Source organism: Embleya sp. NPDC005971, assembly GCF_040629175.1.
Taxonomy (GTDB): Bacteria; Actinomycetota; Actinomycetes; order Streptomycetales; family Streptomycetaceae; genus Embleya.
Map to the genome: position 1 here is coordinate 66,704 of NZ_JBEXUX010000015.1, position 18,734 is coordinate 85,437.

Here is an 18,734-nt window from a genome sequence, read left to right on the forward strand (position 1 = left end):
GGCCCGCCCGTCATGCGCCGTGGCCCGCCGGTCGCAGGCCGTACCCCACGCCCCGCCGCGTCGTGATCAGGGGCGGCCCGTCCGGCACCAGCGGATCGAGCTTGCGGCGCAGATAGCTGATGTACGTCTCGACCACCGTCGACTCCACGACGTGCTCGTACTTCCAGACCTCGCGCAGCAGTTGCTCCTTCGGCACGATGCGATCGCCGTGCCGGATCAGATGGCGCAGGAGGGCGAACTCGGTCGGGGTCAACTCCACGCCGTGCCCGCCCCGGCTCGCGGTGTACGTCGCCTCGTCCAACTCCAGGTCCCCGTGCCGTAGTACCGGCGGACGCGGGACCGGCGGCGCGGCCTCGTCCGGCGCCGGCCGGGTGCGCCGCAGCACCGCGCGGGTGCGAGCGACCAACTCGTCGACGTTGAACGGCTTGGTGATGTAGTCGTCGCCGCCCAGGGTCAGCCCCTTGACGACATCGGCGGGCGCGTCGCGGGCGGTGAGGAACACGATGGCGACGTCCGGTCGTTCGGCGCGCAACACGCGGCACACCTGGCGTCCGTCGCCGTCCGGAAGGGAGATGTCCAACAACACCACGTCGGGCCGCTCCCGGCGGGCGGCGGCCAGGGCCGTGTGTACGCCGTCCGCGGTGACCACCTCGAAGCCGTGGAACCGCAGGGTGATGGCGAGGACGTCGCTGATGCTCGGCTCGTCCTCGACCACCAGGACCGTGGCACCCGCGCGTGGCTGACTGCTGCTCATCTCCCCAGTATCCGGCGGAAGTTTGCGGAAGTTCGGGGGACAGATTGTGAGCTTCCTGTGAGTCCGCCGCCGGCTCGCCGGACCGCCCGCGCGTCGACCGAATCTGGCCTGGAGACGCACGACCGGGCCTGGCGGCCCGCATGAGGAAGGAAACGGCTATGGCGGCCTGGGCGCGATGGTGCCTCAATCACCGGTCGACGGTGATCCTACTCTGGGTGGCCGCACTGTTCGGATCCGTCGCGGCGAGCGTGACGGCGGGCAGTGCGTACTCCAATGTGTTCAAGATCCCCGGAACCGAGTCCTCCAGCGCGTACGAGCGCCTGCAGAAGGCGTTTCCGGACACGGCGGGCGACGTGGACAACGTGGTGTGGCGGACCGAGCAGAGAACCGTGCACGATCCCGCCGTCCGCGAGCGGATGAGCGCGCTGCTCGCCGACATCGCGCGCATGCCCGACGTCGGTCGGGTGGTCGGCCCGTACGACCCGGCCGGCGCCGCGCAGGTCAGCGCCGACGGCCGGATCGCGTTCGCGCAGGTGACCTTCGTCAAGCAGCAGTTCGAGCTGGACACCAAAGACCTCAAGCACCTGATCGAGCGCGCCGAACAGGCGCGGGCACCGGGGTTGCGGGTCGAGCTGGGCGGACCCGCGATCGAGGCCGCCCAGGAGCCGCCGGCCGGGCTCGCCGAGGGCGTGGGCATCATCGCGGCGGGCGTCATCCTCTTCCTCGCCTTCGGATCGTTGTTCGCGATGCTGCTTCCGCTGGTCAGCGGAGTGTTCGCGGTCGGCACCGGGATATCCACGGTCGTCCTGCTCAGCCACGTCACCGACATCCCCGAGACCGCGACGCTGCTGGGCAGCCTGATCGGGCTCGGTGTGGGCATCGACTACGCCCTGTTCATCGTGACGCGGCACCGCAACGGCCTCAAGGCCGGCCTCGCCCCCCGGGAAGCCGCGGTGCGGGCGTTGGACACCTCCGGCCGAGCCGTCGTGTTCGCCGGCGGCACGGTGTGCGTCGCGCTGCTCGCGCTGTTCACCGTCGACATCGCCCTGTTCGACGGAATCGCGGTCGCCACCACCCTCGTCGTGGTGCTCAGCGTGCTCGCGTCCGCCACCCTGCTGCCCGCCCTGCTCGACCTGCTCGGCACGCGGGCGCTCAGCCGCCGCGAACGCCGGGCCCTGGCCGCGCAATCCGCCGCCGGCACCGTGCACAGCGAGGAAGCCGGGCGTACCGCCGTGCGCTGGGCGAGCCTGGTGCAGCGCCGGCCGCGCACCCTGGGCCTGGTCGCACTGGTCGTCATGGCGGCCCTGTCGATCCCGGCCCTCTCGCTCCGCCTGGGCACCAACGACCAGGGCAACCAGCCGACTTCGCAGACGGTTCGACAGGCGTACGACCTGCTCGCCAAGGGCTTCGGCCCCGGCTTCAACGGCCCGCTGCTGATGGTCGCCGAGCTGCACGGCCCGCAGGACCGGCAGGCACTGGACGCCCTGATCGCCGACGTCCGCGGCACCCGCGGCGTGGTGCGGGCCGACGAGGTCCCGGTGCCCGCCGACGCCGGCGGCCTCGCCGCCGGCACCCGGGTCGTGCAGGTCGTGGCCGCGACGTCCCCGCAGGCCGAGGCCACCGACAAGCTGATCGACACGCTGCGCGACCGGACCGTCCCCGCCGCCGCGAAGGGCAGCACGCTCAAGGTGCACATCGGCGGCGACACCGCGCTGCAGAAGGACTTCGCCGCCGTGGTCGGCGATCGTATGCCGGGCTTCATCGCCCTGATCGTGGGGCTGGGCGCGCTGCTCATGCTGGTCGCCTTCCGCAGCCTGCTGGTGCCGCTGACCGCCGCGCTGATGAACCTGATCGCCGCGTGCGCGTCGTTCGGCCTGCTGGTCGCGATCTTCCAGTGGGGCTGGGGCATGGACCTGCTGGGGCTCGGCAAGGAGGGCCCGATCATCTCCTTCCTGCCGGTCATCATGTTGCCGCTGCTGTTCGGGCTCTCGATGGACTACCAGGTGTTCCTGGTCAGTCGCATGCACGAGGAATGGCTGCGCACCGGCGACAACGCCCGGGCGGTACGGGTGGGTCAGGCCGGCACCGGGCGGGTGATCAATTCGGCCGCGCTCATCATGATCTTCGTGTTCGGCTCGTTCGTCCTCAGCGGCGACCGCGGCGGCATGATGGCGGGCCTCGGCCTGGCGGGCGCGGTCGCGCTGGACGCCTTCATCCTGCGCATGTTGCTCGTCCCGGCCATGATGCATCTGCTCGGACGCGCCAACTGGTGGTTGCCCGGATGGCTCGACAAGCGGCTGCCACACCTGGCGGTGGACCCGCCCGACCGGCCCGTGGACGGCCCGTCGGGGGACGCCGAGGGCAGCGCGGACAAGGTGCTCGCACCCAGCCGGTAGCGAATCGGGGGCCGGCGTCGGTGTCCCCGGCGCTCGGCACCCACCGGGTACGACGATCGCCCGCACGCCCGACCACGGGCGTGCGGGATCGGTCGGGGAGGGTCGACGACCGGCCCCGGATTGGAGATCCGCCGGCTTGTTGTTACCTTTGATCCAGCTCGGTCGCTGATGCATCCCCCGTCTTCAGCGGCCGGGCCTCTCACTTTTCCGGGGTCTTTTCCCGGTCCCACCGACCCGGTTTCACGGGCGCGTCGGGGTGGTGCGGGTCAGCGCTGAGCGGTCGCCGAGCCCGAACGCAGCAGCTTGGTCAGGCCGTCCTTGGAGGCCAGCTCGGCCACCGCGGACCAGCCGTCGAGGCCCTTGGGCGCCCGCACCCGCGGGGTGTCGCAGCGACCCGCGTCGTCCTTGGCGGCGACCGTGCAGTTCACCCGCAGGGTGTTGCCGTCCGGCTGCAGGACACTCATCACCAGCAACAGCGGTTCGGGCGTGGGGTTTCGGTAGTAGACCCGGCCCCAGACCTCCGAGCCGTCGCGCTCGACACACGTCTGCGCGCGCACCGCCTTGGCGCCCTCGACCGCCTTGCCACACACGCTCTCGGTGCCCGCGGCCGGCAAAGTGGCGCTTCCCGCCGAGGACTTCGCGGTGGGCTTGCCACCGATCAGTTCGAGCAGGCCGGCCGAGCCGGAGCGATCGCCGTCGCCGACACCGTTGCCGAACTCGGCGGCCTTGACGGCGCTCGGGCGGGTGGTCGGCCCCGAGTCGGCGGTGTGGCGGCCCTTGTCCGGGCCCGCCGAGTCCGCGGAGGCGGCGGCGAGCGGAACGATCAGGGACAGACCCACGACCGCGCCCAGAGCCACCGTGCGGATGTGACCCGTGCGTGGGCGCTGCATGGTGTCTCCTAGCGCGCGAAGCCCCCTTCACGCGCGGCCCGACGAGCGGGAAGTGTTGCGCGGAACGGGGCCGGAATGATCGGCGCGCCGAGCCTATCGCGCCGCCACGACGTGCAGCGATCACCACATGTTGCGGTTACGCCACAACGATCACTCCATCGCGTGACGGCGCGCCTCGATCAGGCTCTGGGCTCGGCGTGTTGGCAGGTGTCCACGAGCGTGCGGACCAGGTCGGCGACGGCCGGCAACCACGGTCCGCCGGCCGTCGGATCCCCGGAGGGAGCCGGTGGCCGGGCCCAGCGCAACACACCGCCCTGCACCCGGGACGGCGGCAGCGCGAGATAGCCGCCACCGCCGTGGAAGCGCAGGGTCGAGGGCACCGTGCCGTACCGATCGAGGCCGTATCGGTCCAGCAACTCGCCCAGTTCGCCCAGCTCGTACGGCTCGACCAGGAACGCGTAGCGGCCCGGCGCGGCGACGACCGGACCGGTACGCACACCGAGCCGGGCGAGTTGGTCGAGCGAACGGGCACCGGCTTCCGACGGCACACTCAACGCCGCCACCCGCCCACCCGTCGCCAGGATCACCGACGCGTCCGGTGTCTGTTCCCACCACCAACGCGCCATGCGTTCGTCACACGTGGCCGCGAGCAGGGGAGGTTCACCCGGATGGGCGCCCGGCACGCGACAATCGGTCGCACCACAACGACACACGCCCGACCAGCGGTCGTATCCGACGCCGGGCACCACGGGCCAGCGCCATCTCGCACACGTCAGCACGGCCGACATCAATGCGGTGCGTTCCCTCCGTCGTCTTCCGAGGATCTCGCGCAGCATGCGCTCGTTCCTTTCCGTGAACGTGGAAGCACTATGCGTGATACTCAGGTACTCCGCAGCCGACCATGACGAGGCCGCTTGGCGGCACATGGCGCGAGGTGGCGCAGGGGTGGCGAATTACGGCGCCCGGTACGGGTGTTGCCCTCGCGAATCGGGCCTCGGGCGGGAGATGGGGGCTCCCGAGCGGACCCTCGTGCCATCCGTTGCTGCGGTTGCGCTGCGGTTGGGTCTGTTGGTCTCTGCCTGGGGCGGCACCGCGTCCGATGCGACGCCGCGCCTGTTCCAGCTCTCCTCACCGAGGACGACGAACGGCCGGCCCTCGGAGGTTCCGCAGATGTCACGAGACCGCGATCACAGGATCCTGGGGGCATCCCCGCGATGTGGCTCTCTTCCGTTGTACCCCCAACGGCGTTGACCTTCACGCCGCCGCGCCGCGTCGTTGGGCAGGACGGGTGGAACCGGCCGGTATCCGGGTCGGCTCGTAGGATCACGCCATGGCGGAGCACACGACCGGCACACCGACCGGCGACACGGCCGTGGTGATCCCGGCTTACGACGAGGCACAACGAATCTCGGCCACGGTCGAGGCGGCGCGATCGATCGCCGGCGTGGATCTCGTGGTGGTGGTGGACGACGGTTCGCGGGACGACACCGCCGCCGCCGCACGGGCGGCGGGCGCGGTGCCGGTGCGCCACGGGCGCAATCGCGGCAAGGCCGGCGCGATGGAGACCGGTGCCGCCGTGGTCGCCGCGATCGACCTGCGCGAGGGCCGGGAACGGCCGCGTCACCTGCTGTTCCTGGACGCCGACCTGGAGCACACGGCCGCCGCCGCGGCACCGCTGATCGACCCGGTGCGGTCCGGGACGGCGGCGATGAGCATCGCGGTGTTGCCGCCCCAGCTTCGCGCCGGCGGCGGCCACGGCTTCGTGGTCCGGGCCGCCCGGGACGGGATCGCCCGGGCCTGCGGGTTCACCGCGACGCAGCCGCTTTCCGGCCAGCGCTGTCTGACCCGGGCGGCGTTCGAGGCGGCGCTGCCGCTCGCGGGGGGCTTCGGCGTCGAGACCGGGCTGACCATCGACCTGGTCCGCAAGGGTTTCCCGGTCGAGGAGGTCGAGGTCGAGTTGCACCACCGGGTGACCGGTACCGACTTCGCCGCGCAGCGCCATCGGGCCCGGCAGTACGCGCACGTGGCCCGGGCCCTGGCCGAGCGAGGCGCGGCGGGCGCGTTGCCCGGGGCGATCCGCGGTCGTGGCTGAACCGGTGGCGGCTCGGCCCGCCGCGGCGCGTCGCCCGTCGATGTTTCACGTGGAACACCCGTTTGGGGCGCTCGCCGTCGGCTTGTGCGCGCTGGCGATCGCCCTGATCGTGCTGACCGGCCTGCTCGGGCCCTCGGCCGCGCAGCCGCCGTTGCCGGGTGGGCCGTCCTGGCTGCCGCCGTACCGGTTCACGGCCCGGCCCGCCGCCGGGGTGGTGACCGGTCTGTTGCTCGCGGCGGCCCTGTCCGGGGCGATCGGCCTCGCGCTTGCGCTGCGCGCGCTGGGCCGGGGCTGGGCGCCGGACCCGGGTCGGCTGACCCTGGGCGGCGCGGTGGCCGCGCTCGCGGTGGTGTGCGTGCCGCCGATGGGCTCGGCCGACCACCTCGTCTACGCCGCGTACGGTCGCCTCGCGGCCACCGGTGGTGATCCCTATCGGGACACCGCGGCGACGCTGGTGCGCGACGGCGACCCGGTCGGTGTCGCGGTCGAGGCGCCGTGGACCGACGTGCCGTCCGTGTACGGGCCGGTGGCCACCGCGGAGCAGTGGTTCGCGGCCCGGATCGGCGGCACCTCGGTGCATACGATCGTGCTGGTGTCGACCCTGCTCGGAGCGGTCGCGTTCGTGCTGACCGGGCTGCTGTTGCAGCGCGCGGCCGGCCCGGATCGGGTCGCCCGGGCCCGGGTGGCGATCCTGTGGTCGCTCAATCCACTGCTGCTGTTCGTGGCGGTGGGCGCCGGCCATCTGGACGCGTTCGCGCTGGTGTTCGCGGTCGGCGCGCTGCTCGCGGTGCGCCGCTCCCCCGTGCTCGCGGGTGTCCTGGTCGGCCTGGCCTGCGCGGCGAAGGTCTCGCTCGGGCTGTATGTACTGGCCCTGGCCTGGGGCCTGCGCGGGCGGCCGAGGGCGCTCGCCGCGATGATCGGGTCGGCGCTCGTGGTCGGCGTCGCGACCTATCTGCCGGTCGGCCTCGGCGCGTTCGATCAAATGCGCGAGAACACCAAGCTGGTCTCGCTCGCGGTGCCGCTGCGACTGGTGCTGAAACCGCTGGAGTCGGCCGTCGGCCACGACACCGCGCGTTCGCTGATCGGCCTGCTCGGCTGGCTGCTCGGCGCGCTGGTGGTGTGGCTGCTGGCCCGAACCGCCGCCCGGGCGCGGCCGGCGGCGATGGCGCACGTGTTGCGGGACAGCGCCGCGGCCGCCGCGCTGTTGTCCCTGGCCTGGTTGCTGACCACGCCGTACAGCCTGCCCTGGTACGACGTCGCGGCCTGGGCGCCGCTCGTGTTGCTCGCGCCCTCCGCGCTCGACGGGCTGCTGTTGGCCCGCAGCACGCTGCTGGTGTGTGCGTACGTCCCCGGCCGGGTGGTCCCGCTGCCGGACGCGGTGGACACCCTGCAGCGCACCCTGCGCGGCACCGTCGGCCCGTGGGCGGGCGCGGCGATCCTGGTCGCGGTGGTGCTGGTCAGTCGGCGCGCGGGCGTCCCTCCGATGCCGCGATCACCGCGATGGCCAGCGGCGCGGCGATCGTGAGCGCGACCGCCGGGATCTGGATGCCGGAGTCGTTCACCGCGTAGCCGACCACCGAGGTCAGCCAGCACGCGATCAGTGTCGAGCGCAGCCACGGCACCGCCTCGAAGGACCGGGCCAGGGCCGGCGCGCGCCACTTGGCCGGATCGCGCACGGCGAGGATGAGCAGCACGAACACGACCGGGATGATCAGCGTGAACGGCGTGGTGAACGAGTGCAGGTTGCCCATGATCTTGCGGTGCAGGGTGTCGCCGGCATCGCCGTCCACGATCTCCTGGACGAACCGCCCCAGGTGCGAGCGGCTCGCCGCCGGGCGAAGCCAGTCCAGCACGGCGATGGTGCCGATCACCACGACCGCGCCCAAGCCGACCAGGGCGACCTTGGCCCACGAGATCCGGGTGCCGGTCAGCAGCAGGCCGAGCACCGCCAGGCCTGGGATCAACGCGAGCACCCCACCGAAGTCGCTGCCGAACGCGGGCCAGCCGTCGGCCACCACCGCGACCGCGCCCACCACCGAGAGCACCACGATCGCCGCCCGTCGGCGGCCTGCGGCGAGCAGCCGGCCCATCGGCCAACCGACGGCGAGCAGCACGGCCATCGCGAAGATCGTCCAGGCGACGTTGCCGAAGCCGTAGAACCGGCCCGCGACCAGCGGGGACAGGCCGAACAGGGTGTTCAGTTGCAGTGGTGAGCCGAGCATCACGTCGCCGGCCAGGATCACCGCGGTGGCTGCGGCGACCACGCCGGCCGGGCCGTACGGCTGATTGCGCCAGGGGCCGAGCAGGGCGAACGCGGCAAGCACGGCGGCGAAGGCGACGGTGAGCCCGAGCAGCGTCCAGGCCGGGTCGCCGGCCTGCTCCCAGGGCACCAGTCCGACCAGGAAGGATCCGCCGGGGACCGCGCCGAAGAACACCCCGATCCCGGTCGCGGCACGTATCACCGTGTGCCGGGCCCGGGTTCGTCCGCTGCGGCCGAACCGCACGGCGAGCCACAACGCGACCGCCGCGCAGGCGATCGGCAGCAGGGTGAGCCAGGTGAAGAAGTACCAGACCTCGCGCACCGTACGAGATGCCTGGGCTCCCGCGTCGAACAGGCGCAGCTCCTCGATCGCGGCGCCGCCGGAGGGACCGGCCACCCGCGTGTACACCGCGCCCACCAGCTCGCTCGGCGCGTCGATGCCCAGCGGCGCGAGCAGGCTCGGAGCCAGGTCGGTGAGCTGGACCAGGCCGTCGTTGCGGGTCGAGGTCGCGGTCAGGTAGCCGGAGTCGAAGGTGGTGCCCGACCCCGTGCCGGGGCCGCCGACCAGGAGCGCGCGCAGGTGCGGGGTGCCGGTGTCGTCGGCGAGGCCGGCCACCACGAGTTGGCTGCGCGGCGGCAGCGCGGCGGCGATCCGGGCCACCTGGGCGTCCACCACCCGCAGCCGGTCGGCCCGGTCGACGCCGGGTCCGGTCAGGCCGCCGAGGTCGACCAGGGTCAGTGCGGAGCGCTCGATCAGCGCGGCGTCCACGGCGGCCGGGTCCGGCAGGTAGGCGCCGCGCACCCGGCCGGTCGGGTCGGCGCTCGCGTAGGCCGCGCCGGGGCCGACCGAGGTGACCGCGCCGCCGTGCTCGGCGACCGAGGCGGCCAGTCGGCCGTACTTGGGGTTGTAGCCGAACTTCTCGTTGCGCTTGACGATCGCGCGCATGTTCGGCACCGTCGCCGTGCCGTCCGGGGCCAGGGTCGGCGGCGGCGGCTCGGCGCACGGTTCGGCGCTCTTGGCGCTGGTGCGGGCATCCGTCGAGCGGGCCCCCGCGCCCGTGGTCAGCCACCCGTCGACGGGACACGCCCGCGGATGCACGGTGCGTACCGACATCGCGGCCGAGGTCGCGTGCCCGGCCAGGTCGGCCAGCGCCGGTGTACCGCGACCGTCGATGTCGGCCCAGGTCAGGCCCGGGATGCCGAGCAGGACGACGTGGTCGGCGGCGGCGGTGCGGGCGGGCGCGGCGCCGGCCGACCCGGGCAGCGCCGACAGCGCGACCACCGCCGTGAGCAGCGCGAGCAGCAACCGGAGGGGACGAGCGATCACGGGTGCCTGCTCCTCGACGTACGCGGCCTACACGGGGACGGATGATCGCCCCAGGCTATGCGCCGCGCCCCGCTGCCATGTTCACGGCAGCAGTCCGGCCGCGTACGCCGCCGCGGTCGCCGCGCCCATCACCACCTTCACCGGTCGGCCCAGCGACGCGGCCGCGGCGGCCACGTCCTCGTACTCCGGCTGGGCGTTGACCACCCTGCCGTCGAACATCGCGGTCTTGATCCGCACCGGCAGGCCCTCCACCTGCACCGTGCCGAACTCGCGGGCCAGCGCCCGCTTGGCCACCGGCAGGACCCGCGCCCCTATCGTCGAGGTCTCCACGAACACCGTGTGCAGCGCGGCGTCCACCCGATCCGCCGGGACCAGCACGCACAACGTGTGGGCGGGGCGGCCCTTCTTCATCAGGATCGGCACCAACCACGCGTCGCCCGCGCCGATCGCGAGCAGCTTGCCCAGCACCGCCGGCCACAGGCGCGGGTCGAGGTCGTCCACGTTGGTCTCGATCAGCACGTCCTCGCCGGTCGGTCGCAACCGGTCCGCCTCGTGCCGCTCGCCGAGCACGACCCGCAGAATGTTGGGCACCTCCTCGATCCGCCGGCTGCCCGCGCCGCTGCCGTCCGCGGTGATCCGCAGGGCCGGCATCGGTCCCCAGGTCCGGCACACCGAGGTGAGCAGGGCGGCGCCGGTGGGCGTGCACATCTCGTACGGGGCCGGGCCCGCGTAGACCGGGGCGGCGGCCACCCGCATCAATTCGAGCACGGCCGGCACCGGCACCGGCAACACGCCGTGGGCGGCCCGTACGCTGCCGCTGCCCAGCGCGACCGGCGACCCGACCGCCTCGTCGATGCCCAGCGCGTGCAACGCGGTGCAGGTGCCGACCACGTCGGCGATCGCGTCCAGCGCGCCGACCTCGTGGAAGTGCACCTCCTCGGGCAGACATCCGTGCGCGCGGGCCTCGGCGTGCGCCAGACGGCCGAACACGTCGTGCGCCCGGGCGTGCACGGGCTCGACCAGATCGGCCCGGTCCAGCAGGTCGCGGACGTCGTTCCAGGTGCGATGCACGTGGCTGGGCACGGTCTTGACCCGGACGTGCGTCGCGACCAACCCGTGTCTGTCGGTGCGTTCGGCGGTGATCAGAATCGGTTCGACGCCCACCGCGTCGACGGCTTGCTGGACGGCCTCCAGCGGGGCACCGGCGTCGATCAGGGCACCGAGCAGCATGTCGCCGCTCGCACCGGCCTGGCACTGGAACCATGCGATGGCCACGCGGCTACCTCCCGTCGCGGCCACTGTCGCAGCCGACGGGGGGTCCTGCCGGGAAACCGATGAAGCGACCGAAACCGACCGCTTTCTTGCGTTTCACGGTTGCCCGGCTTCGGCGCCCGCCTGCCTACGACGTGCCGCCGGTCCGGTCCCCCCGGGCGGAGCGCGCCACCCGGGCCGCGAACACGCCGGCCCCGAAGCCGTTGTCGATGTTGCACACCGCGACCCCGGGCGCACACGAGTTGAGCATCGCCAGCAGCGCCGCGAGGCCGCCGAAGGACGCGCCGTAGCCCACGCTCGTGGGCACCGCGAGCACCGGCACCGACACCAGGCCCGCCACCACGCTGGGCAGTGCGCCCTCCATGCCGGCGACCACGATCAGACAGTCCGCCGCGTCGAGTTCGGCGAGCACCGCGAGCAGCCGATGGATGCCGGCCACGCCCACGTCCTCGATCCGCTCCACCTCGGCACCGAACAACCGCGCGGTGAACGCGGCCTCGCCCGCCACCATCGCGTCCGAGGTACCCGCGGAGACCACCCGGACCAGGCCGCGGGTCGGCGGGGGCGGGCCCACCGCGACGCAGGTGCCGCCGTCGTCGGTGTAGGTCTCGCCGGGAAACGCCGCCCGCACCGCGTCGACCACGTCCGCCGAGGCGCGGGTCGCGAACGCGGGTCGCCGACTCGTCTCGCGCAGTCGGCGAAAGAGCGCGACGGTCTGTTCGGGGGTCTTGCCGGCCGCGAAGACCACCTCGGGGTCACCGGTGCGCAGTTCCCGATGGGTGTCCACCCGGGCGAATCCCAGGTCCGCGAAACCCTGTGCGGGCCCGCGCACGAGATCGTCGAGGGCCTCGTCCACGCCCGCCTCGCCGGCGGCCACGCGGTCGAGCAATTCCCGTAACTCGGCCCGGTCCACTTCCCCGATCGTAACCTTCCACCGGAACTTCCCCGTCCGGCACGGCCGTTGGTGGTCCGTGCCGCTTCGTCCGCAGCTCGCCGGGAGCCGCCGCACAGGTGCTACGACACCGGCACCAGCGCGTCCTTGCGCCAGCGCAGCGTCTTCTCGAAGCGCAACACCGCACCCCGCCTGGGATGGTTGCTGAGCTGCACGTGGTCGGTCATCGCCCGGATCAGCATCAGCCCGCGACCGTTCTCCGCGCCCGGGCCGACCGTCAGCGCCGAGCCGCGCAGCCGCTCGGGCGGAAAGCCCGGGCCGCCGTCGATGATCTCCACCCGACAACAGTCGCCGGTGATACCGGCACGAATCTGATATTCCGAATACGGTCCGCCTCGGGCATGTTCCACCACATTCGCGCACGCTTCGGACAACGCGAGGCCGATCTCCATCGCGATCTCTCGGTCCACCCCTGCGGTCTCCATCGCGCCGACCAAAAGCCTGCGCGCCATCGGCACGCTCGCCGCATCCCGTGGCAGGTGGACAGTCCACCTCATGTCCATGAGCGGCCTTTCGACTTCTCTGGGAGTCCGGCTGAATCCGGCGGATCACACACCTGGTTTTATTGCCGCCGCTCGGTCCCGGTATGCGCACATCACTTGATCGGTCGTCAATAGTCCGTGAAGACGATTCGTTCGGGCGTATCCGGGCCACGCCGGTGCGCGTCCGGGGTGGCGTCGGGGCCGCGGCGGGCGCCGGACGGACATTGTCGGCCCGGCGCACGCGATGCCGTCGTGCGATGAGACGATGGGGCGTCATGCAGGCCGTGTCCGTACCTTTCCGCGCTGTGCGCGCCGCCGTGTTCGCGGCGGTCTGCGCCGCGCTCGCGGCATGCGGTCACGCGTGGATGTCGACCGCGCCGCTGCCGCTGTGGGCGCCCGTCGCCGGCTTCGGTGTGGTGTTCGTCTCGGCCTTCGCCGGCGCCGGTCGGCAACGCTCGCTCGGCTCGATCACCGCACTGCTCGCGGTGGGCCAACTCGCACTGCACTCCCTGTTCGCCGCGGCCGCGAGCGCCGCCGTGCCCACCGGCGCGGCCGGGACCGGCGGCTCGGGAACGAGCTTCCTGCTGGACCGACTGTTGTGCGGCCCGCGCGACTCGGCCGGGCACATCCTGATGCCCTCGGGCTGGACGTCCGAACAGATCATCACCGCGGCGCGGGTGGATCCCGCCATGTTCCCGACCCCGGCGTCGGGCGGGCACCACCACATGTCCGGGTCGGGCCCGATGTTGCTCGACGGCGGCGCCGCGATGCTGGGCGCCCACCTGGTGGCGGCCCTGCTCACCGGTTGGTGGCTGCGCCGCGGCGAAGCCGCGCTGTTCGCGCTGCTCGAACTGGCCGCGGCACCGCTGCGGGTGGTGCTCGCGGTCTTGTACGGCCCGGTGGTCCCGGTCGCACAGACGCCGGGCCGGGTCCGGCGGACCGGCGCGGAGCCGCATCCGATCATCCATCGAACGCTGCTTCGGCACGCGGTGACCCGGCGCGGCCCGCCGGCGGAGTACGCGCTCGCCTGCTGATCCCGGGTGACCCCGCTCGAACGGGTGCCGGATCGGCGGTGGCGCGCGTCCGCCTTCCTGCCGTCCCCTCCCGGACCGAGGTCGACCACGTGTGTCCTCGGCCGGATCACCCATGGAGCAGACACCCCATGACCATGACCACCACGCGCCGCAGGTTGTCCGTGATCGCCGCCTCGGTCGGCGCCGGCATCCTCGTCTTCGCGGGCTCGGCCTCCGCGCACGTGAGCGTGCAGCCGGGCACCGCCGACCAGGGCTCCTACGCCAAGGTCGCCTTCCGGGTCCCCAACGAGCGCGACGACGCGGGGACCACCAAGCTCGAGATCACCCTGCCCGCCGACAAGCCGCTCACGTCGGTGCAGACCCGGGCGATGCCGGGCTGGAAGGCCGAGGTCGAGAAGACCAAGCTCGCCACGCCGATCGACAACCACGGCAAGCCGCTCACCGAGGTGGTCAGCAAGATCACCTGGACCGCGGAGGCCGGCACCCGGGTGAACCCGGGCACCTTCGAGGACTTCGAGGTGTCCATGGGCAAGCTGCCCACCGACACCGACAAGCTCGTCTTCAAGGCCGTGCAGACCTACGACAGCGGCGAGGTCGTGCGCTGGATCGACCTGGCCGGCGCGGACGGCAAGGAGCCGCAGTACCCGGCCCCGACCCTCAAGCTCACCGCCAAGGCGGGCGCCGCCGGCACGCCGTCCGCCGCCGTCTCGGCCAAGCCCTCGACCGACGCCAAGGCGTCCGTCGCCGCGGTCGCCGAGGACAAGAGCGACGACTCGACCGCCCGCACGCTCGGCGTGGTCGGCATCGTGGTCGGCGTGCTCGGCCTGGGCGCCGGTGTGTTCGCCGTCCTGCGCGCGTCGCGTCGGAGCACCTCCGCCTGATCCTCGTGGTCCCGCTTCGGGCCGAGGTCCTGCCACGGTTCCGGGCGCGAACTTCCCGGCCCGGGTACGGGCACCGATGCCATCGGTGCCCGTACCCGGGCCACCGGGTCCACGCCGACGCCGAACGCGTCGGATGCGGGCCCTCGGCAGCAACGACCTGGAGAACGATGAGCAACGCAACGCAATCCCGCGGCCGGACCCGCCGCACCGGCCTTCGCCTCGCCGCGCTGGTCGCGGCCGGGCTGCTCCTGGCCACGGGGTGTGGCGACTCCGACAAGTCCGCCGACGGCTCGCCGGTGAAGGTGCGCGAGGCGAACTCCAAGTACAAGGGCATCGCGGTCGACCCGCCGTGGAGCAAGCCGGAGCTGACCCTGACCGACACCTCCGGGCAGCCGTACGACTTCCGGGCCAAGACGGCCGGGCGCACCACGCTGTTGTACTTCGGCTACACCCACTGCCCGGACGCGTGCCCCACGGTGATGGGCGACATCGTCCGGGCGCTCGGCAAGCTGCCCGCGCCGGACCGGGCCACCGTGGACGTGGTCTTCGTGACCACCGACCCGGAACGCGACACCCAGGCGGCGCTGCGCGAGTGGCTCGACTCGCTGGACAAGTCCTTCGTCGGCCTGACCGGCCCGTTCGACAAGATCCAGGCCGCCGCCCGCCAGGTCGGCGTCTCCATCGACCCGCCGACCGTCGGCCCCGACGGCAAGGTCGTGAGCACCCACGGCACCCAGGTGATCGCCTTCGCGCCCAACAACGAGGGGCCGGTCATGTACAGCGCGAGCAGCGGACTGCTGCCGGACGGCACCGCGAACGGGAACTCGTCCGACGACTTCGCCCATGACCTGCCGCTGCTGATCCACCCCGAGGACGCCAAGAAGTGAAGCTCTTCCCGCTCCCCCGCAAGGCCGTACCACTCGCCGTCGGCGGCGTACTCGCGCTCGGGATCGGCGGTGTGCTGGTGGCCTGCGCCGATTCCGGATCCGGCGACTCCACCGACCGCAAAGCCGCCGCCCCCGCGAACGCGGGCGCCGCCAAGGGCATCCCGCAACTGCGCATCGTCGACCCGTACATCCCGCAGCCCTCGTCGGCGGACGTCGCGGCGGGCTACCTGGTCGTGCAGAACGACGGCGACACCGCCGACCGGCTGCTCTCGGTGACCAGCCCGCTGTCCGGCGAGGTGATGCTGCACCAGACCAGCGGCAACTCGATGCAGCACATCCCGGGTCTGGACGTCCCCGCACACGGCAAGGGCGTGCTGGCGCGCGGCGGCAACCACATCATGTTCATGAATCCGAACAAGGCCGTGAAGAAGGGCGACACCGTGCCGCTCACGCTGACCTTCCAAACCACCGGGCCGGTCACCGTACAGGTGCCCGTACTCGGGGTGACCGAACGCCCCGGGGACGCGCCGGCCCCGGGTGCCTCGTCGGCCGCCCCCGCCGCGGATCCCGCGGGCCATGCGGGTCACTGACCCGGCCGGCCGCCCGGCCGCCGTCCCCGCAGCGCCCCCGTCCCGGGCCGGAACCGGCGGCGGGGCCGGCCGCCGTGCGCTCGCGTGGCTGCTCGCGCTGCCCCTGTTGCTGGCCGCGCTCGTGCTCGGCGGAGCCGGGGCGGCGTCGGCGCACGCCGTGCTGGAGTCGTCCAATCCGGCGTCCGGTTCGACGTTGTCGACCGCGCCCGCGACGGTCACGTTGAGATTCAGCGAGGGCGTGGAGATCGGCCTCGGCGGGGTCAAGGTGTTCGACCCGACCGGCACCCGGGTCGACAACAACCAGACCAAGCACGGGCCGGACGGCGACACCAGCGTGGTCACCCCGCTGCGCGGCGGCCTGCCCACCGGTACCTACACGGTCGCCTGGCGTGCGGTCTCGGCCGACTCGCACCCGATCTCGGGCGCGTTCACCTTCAACATCGGCCAGGCGTCCGGCGGTGTGCAGGTCTCCGACCTGACCGACCAGGGCTCCACCGCGACCGACGTGCTGGAGCGGGCCTCGACCGGGGTCGCCTACCTGTCCTTCGCGGTGCTCGGCGGCGCGGTGCTGTTCCTGCTGCTCGCCCGGCCCGGCGCGATCGGCCGATTCCGGGTCTGGCTGCTGCTCTTCGGTGCGTGGGGCGGGCTGCTGCTGGCCTCGCTCGCGGTGCTGATGTTGCACGGCCCGAACGCCTCCGGCCTGGGGCTGTCCTCGGCCTTCGACGCGGAGGTGCTGCGCGCGACGCTGGACACCAAGCTGGGCAAGGCGATCGCGGTCCGGGTGTTGCTGCTCGGCGCGGCCGGCGCCCTGCTCGGCTGGCTGATCGCCTCGCTCGCGCACGCGGCCGACCGTACCCGGCACATCCTGGTCGGCGTCTGGGCCGTGTTGTGCACCGCGATCGCGATCACCTGGCCGATCGCCGACCACGCGTCGGTGGGCCGTCAGGTGGAACTGGCGATGGCGGCGGACACGCTGCACCTGTTGGCGATGTCCACCTGGCTGGGCGGGCTCGCGGTCGTGGTCACGCTGATCGTGCGCCCGGGCGAGCCGGCGCCGGAGGCGGGGCTGGACGTGCCGACGGTGCGGATCTTCTCCCGGACCGCGTTCGCCTCGGTGTGCGCGCTGGTGGCGACGGGGTTGTACGCGAGTTGGCGGCAGGTGGGCTCCTTCGCCGCGCTGTTCGACACCACGTTCGGTCTGCTGCTGGTCTTCAAGGTCGACCTGGTGCTGCTGATGCTGGCCGGTGCGTGGGTCTCCCGGCGCTGGCTGATGCGCCGGTTGGCGGCGGGCGGCAAGGGTGTGGCGGGCGGGACCACGGCCAAGTCCTCGGGGGGCGGCCCGAAGTGGGCCGTGTTGCGCAAGGCGGTCGCGATCGAGGCGGCGCTGGCGATCGCGGTGCTGGGGGTCACCACGGTGCTCACCGACACCGAACCCGGCCGCACCGCGCACGAGCGCAAACAGTCCGAGGCGGCGGGCCCGGTCAGTCGCACCGTCCCCTTCGACGCCGGCGGCGCGGCGGGCAAGGGCAAGCTCGACATCACCGTCGACCCGGCCCGGGTGGGTCCCAACGAGCTGCACATCTACCTCTCCGATCCGCTCGGGCGGATCCGTGAGGTGGAGGAACTGACCGTGTCGATGGCGCTGCCGGGCAAGGGCATCGACGGCGCGGACGTGCAGGTGCGCCGGGGCGGTCCCGGACATTGGCTCGGCGATCTGTCGATGCCGATGGCGGGACGCTGGGAGTTGTCCTTCGCGATCCGTACCTCCGATGTCGATCGCATCACCGTGACGGTGCCCGTGGAGGTCGAGTGAGGCAGCTACGCCGCCTCGTGCTGCTGTTGGTCGGGGTCTTGGCCTGCACCTGGCTTGCCCCGGCGGGCAGCGCGTTCGCGCAGGAGTTGTCCGGCCAGGGGCCGAGCAATTTCCACACCGTGATGACCTCGCCGAGCGGGCTCGATCCGGGCCTGACGGTGCGGGTGATCGAGAACGGCGCGCGGATGGAGGTACGCAACACCGGTCCGCGGGACGTGATCGTGCTCGGGTACATGAGCGAGCCGTTCCTGCGGATCGGCCCGGGCGGGGTGTTCGAGAACCGCCAATCGCCCGCCGTGCAACTCAGCAGCGAACGCTGGGGCTCGGTCGACGAGAAGTCGAACCTGCAACCGACCGGCGCCCCGCAGTGGCACCGGATCTCCGCCGAGCCGGTGGCCCGCTGGTACGACCAGCGGGTGCACTGGATCGTGCAACAGCGGCTGCCGCCACGGGTGATGGCCGATCCGGATCGCGCCCAGCGGATCTCCACCTGGACCGTGCCGATGCGGATCGGCGACCGGGAGGTGGCCGCCACCGGCGAACTGCGCTGGGTGCCCGGGCCCAGCCCGTGGCCGGGCATCGTCGGGTCGATCGGGCTCGCGCTGGTGGTGCTCGCGGCGGTGTGGCTGCGGCCGGTCCGTCGGCGGGCCCTGCGCGGCTACGGCGTACTCGCGGGGGTGGTCGCGGCGGCGAGCGTGCTGCACCTGGCGCTGGTCGCGGCGGCCCGGGCGGGCGGCTTCGGGGCCTGGGCGGGCACGTTCCTGGCCGGCAACCTGCTGCAACTGTTGTCCTGCGCGGTGGCGTTCGCGGGTGCGGCGCTGCTGGTCCGGGGGCGGGTCGGCGGTGCGTGGTTGGCCGCGCCGGCGCTCGGCGTGTTGGCGCTGCGGGTGGCCGGCTACGACCTGCCGGTGTTGTGGCGCTCGTCGTCGCCGTTCGTGGGCGGGCTCGTGCTGGACCGGGCGCTGACCGTGCTGGTGCTCGGCGCCGGCCTGGGTGCGGCACTCGCGCTGGTCGTGGTGGTGCGCCGGGGGCCCTCCCCGGCCCTGCCGGGCGGCGTGGCCGTGGTGGACGTGGTGGATGTGATGGACGGTGAGCGGGATGCCG

Annotated in this window: 15 protein-coding genes; 8 read left to right on the forward strand and 7 right to left on the reverse strand. The window is 72.9% G+C overall.

Annotated elements, in window-relative coordinates; genetic code table 11:
* Positions 1-10: 10 nt before the first annotated feature.
* Entirely contained in the window at positions 11-754 is a 744-nt protein-coding gene (locus tag ABZ374_RS15860; protein WP_360311175.1) for a response regulator transcription factor, read from the reverse strand.
* 158 nt (positions 755-912) lie between these two features.
* Between ABZ374_RS15860 and ABZ374_RS15865 the strand changes: the two genes are divergently transcribed.
* Entirely contained in the window at positions 913-3,150 is a 2,238-nt protein-coding gene (locus ABZ374_RS15865; RefSeq protein WP_360311177.1) for an MMPL family transporter, read from the forward strand.
* A gap of 266 nt (positions 3,151-3,416) precedes the next feature.
* Here the strand turns inward: ABZ374_RS15865 and ABZ374_RS15870 are convergent, their stop codons facing one another.
* Complete coding sequence (locus ABZ374_RS15870) at positions 3,417-4,040, reverse strand: hypothetical protein (RefSeq protein ID WP_360311179.1); 624 nt, start codon at positions 4,038-4,040, stop codon at positions 3,417-3,419.
* 179 nt (positions 4,041-4,219) lie between these two features.
* The gene (locus ABZ374_RS15875; RefSeq protein ID WP_360311341.1) at positions 4,220-4,873 is read right to left on the reverse strand and encodes a bifunctional DNA primase/polymerase; all 654 of its coding nucleotides are present in this window, start codon (positions 4,871-4,873) and stop codon (positions 4,220-4,222) included.
* 497 nt (positions 4,874-5,370) lie between these two features.
* Between ABZ374_RS15875 and ABZ374_RS15880 the strand changes: the two genes are divergently transcribed.
* Together ABZ374_RS15880 and ABZ374_RS15885 are read left to right on the forward strand one after the other, a co-directional pair.
* Positions 5,371-6,132, forward strand: coding sequence for a glycosyltransferase (locus ABZ374_RS15880; RefSeq protein WP_360311181.1), 762 nt, complete (start codon positions 5,371-5,373; stop codon positions 6,130-6,132).
* A 49-nt stretch (positions 6,133-6,181) separates the two neighbouring features.
* Positions 6,182-7,657, forward strand: coding sequence for a glycosyltransferase family 87 protein (locus tag ABZ374_RS15885; RefSeq protein ID WP_360311183.1), 1,476 nt, complete (start codon positions 6,182-6,184; stop codon positions 7,655-7,657).
* Here ABZ374_RS15885 and ABZ374_RS15890 read toward each other — a convergent pair.
* The 4 genes from ABZ374_RS15890 to ABZ374_RS15905 form a co-directional block, all read right to left on the reverse strand.
* Positions 7,590-9,719 (reverse strand): hypothetical protein, encoded by a 2,130-nt coding sequence (locus ABZ374_RS15890; protein WP_360311185.1) that lies wholly within the window; start codon positions 9,717-9,719, stop codon positions 7,590-7,592. The genes ABZ374_RS15885 and ABZ374_RS15890 overlap by 68 nt on opposite strands.
* Before the next feature lie 81 nt (positions 9,720-9,800).
* Positions 9,801-10,994, reverse strand: a complete 1,194-nt coding sequence (larC, locus tag ABZ374_RS15895) for a nickel pincer cofactor biosynthesis protein LarC (protein WP_360311187.1) — start codon at positions 10,992-10,994, stop codon at positions 9,801-9,803.
* Positions 10,995-11,118: 124 nt separating this feature from the next.
* On the reverse strand, positions 11,119-11,904 hold the full coding sequence (gene larB / locus ABZ374_RS15900) for a nickel pincer cofactor biosynthesis protein LarB (protein WP_360311189.1): 786 nt from the start codon (positions 11,902-11,904) through the stop codon (positions 11,119-11,121).
* Positions 11,905-12,005: 101 nt separating this feature from the next.
* Positions 12,006-12,446: an ATP-binding protein gene (locus tag ABZ374_RS15905; RefSeq protein ID WP_360311191.1), complete on the reverse strand. Its 441-nt coding sequence runs from the start codon at positions 12,444-12,446 to the stop codon at positions 12,006-12,008.
* Positions 12,447-12,730: 284 nt separating this feature from the next.
* Between ABZ374_RS15905 and ABZ374_RS15910 the strand changes: the two genes are divergently transcribed.
* From ABZ374_RS15910 to ABZ374_RS15930, 5 genes are all read left to right on the forward strand, one after another.
* Complete coding sequence (locus ABZ374_RS15910; RefSeq protein ID WP_360311193.1) at positions 12,731-13,459, forward strand: hypothetical protein; 729 nt, start codon at positions 12,731-12,733, stop codon at positions 13,457-13,459.
* A 128-nt stretch (positions 13,460-13,587) separates the two neighbouring features.
* Positions 13,588-14,340: a YcnI family protein gene (locus tag ABZ374_RS15915; protein WP_360311195.1), complete on the forward strand. Its 753-nt coding sequence runs from the start codon at positions 13,588-13,590 to the stop codon at positions 14,338-14,340.
* A gap of 167 nt (positions 14,341-14,507) precedes the next feature.
* Entirely contained in the window at positions 14,508-15,227 is a 720-nt protein-coding gene (locus ABZ374_RS15920) for an SCO family protein (protein WP_360311197.1), read from the forward strand.
* Complete coding sequence (locus ABZ374_RS15925; protein ID WP_360311199.1) at positions 15,224-15,817, forward strand: copper chaperone PCu(A)C; 594 nt, start codon at positions 15,224-15,226, stop codon at positions 15,815-15,817. Before ABZ374_RS15920 ends, ABZ374_RS15925 begins: the two co-directional genes overlap by 4 nt.
* Positions 15,804-17,630: a copper resistance protein CopC gene (locus tag ABZ374_RS15930; protein ID WP_360311201.1), complete on the forward strand. Its 1,827-nt coding sequence runs from the start codon at positions 15,804-15,806 to the stop codon at positions 17,628-17,630. The genes ABZ374_RS15925 and ABZ374_RS15930 overlap by 14 nt, the downstream gene beginning before the upstream one ends.
* Positions 17,631-18,734 lie beyond the last annotated feature (1,104 nt).

Coding starts and splice junctions, on each gene's coding strand:
- ABZ374_RS15905 (WP_360311191.1), bottom strand. CDS start 12,446: ATGGACATGAGGTGGACTGTCCACCTGCCACGGGATGCGGCGAGCGTG.
- ABZ374_RS15915 (WP_360311195.1), top strand. CDS start 13,588: ATGACCATGACCACCACGCGCCGCAGGTTGTCCGTGATCGCCGCCTCG.
- ABZ374_RS15860 (WP_360311175.1), bottom strand. CDS start 754: ATGAGCAGCAGTCAGCCACGCGCGGGTGCCACGGTCCTGGTGGTCGAG.
- ABZ374_RS15880 (WP_360311181.1), top strand. CDS start 5,371: ATGGCGGAGCACACGACCGGCACACCGACCGGCGACACGGCCGTGGTG.
- ABZ374_RS15870 (WP_360311179.1), bottom strand. CDS start 4,040: ATGCAGCGCCCACGCACGGGTCACATCCGCACGGTGGCTCTGGGCGCG.
- ABZ374_RS15865 (WP_360311177.1), top strand. CDS start 913: ATGGCGGCCTGGGCGCGATGGTGCCTCAATCACCGGTCGACGGTGATC.
- ABZ374_RS15930 (WP_360311201.1), top strand. CDS start 15,804: ATGCGGGTCACTGACCCGGCCGGCCGCCCGGCCGCCGTCCCCGCAGCG.
- ABZ374_RS15920 (WP_360311197.1), top strand. CDS start 14,508: ATGAGCAACGCAACGCAATCCCGCGGCCGGACCCGCCGCACCGGCCTT.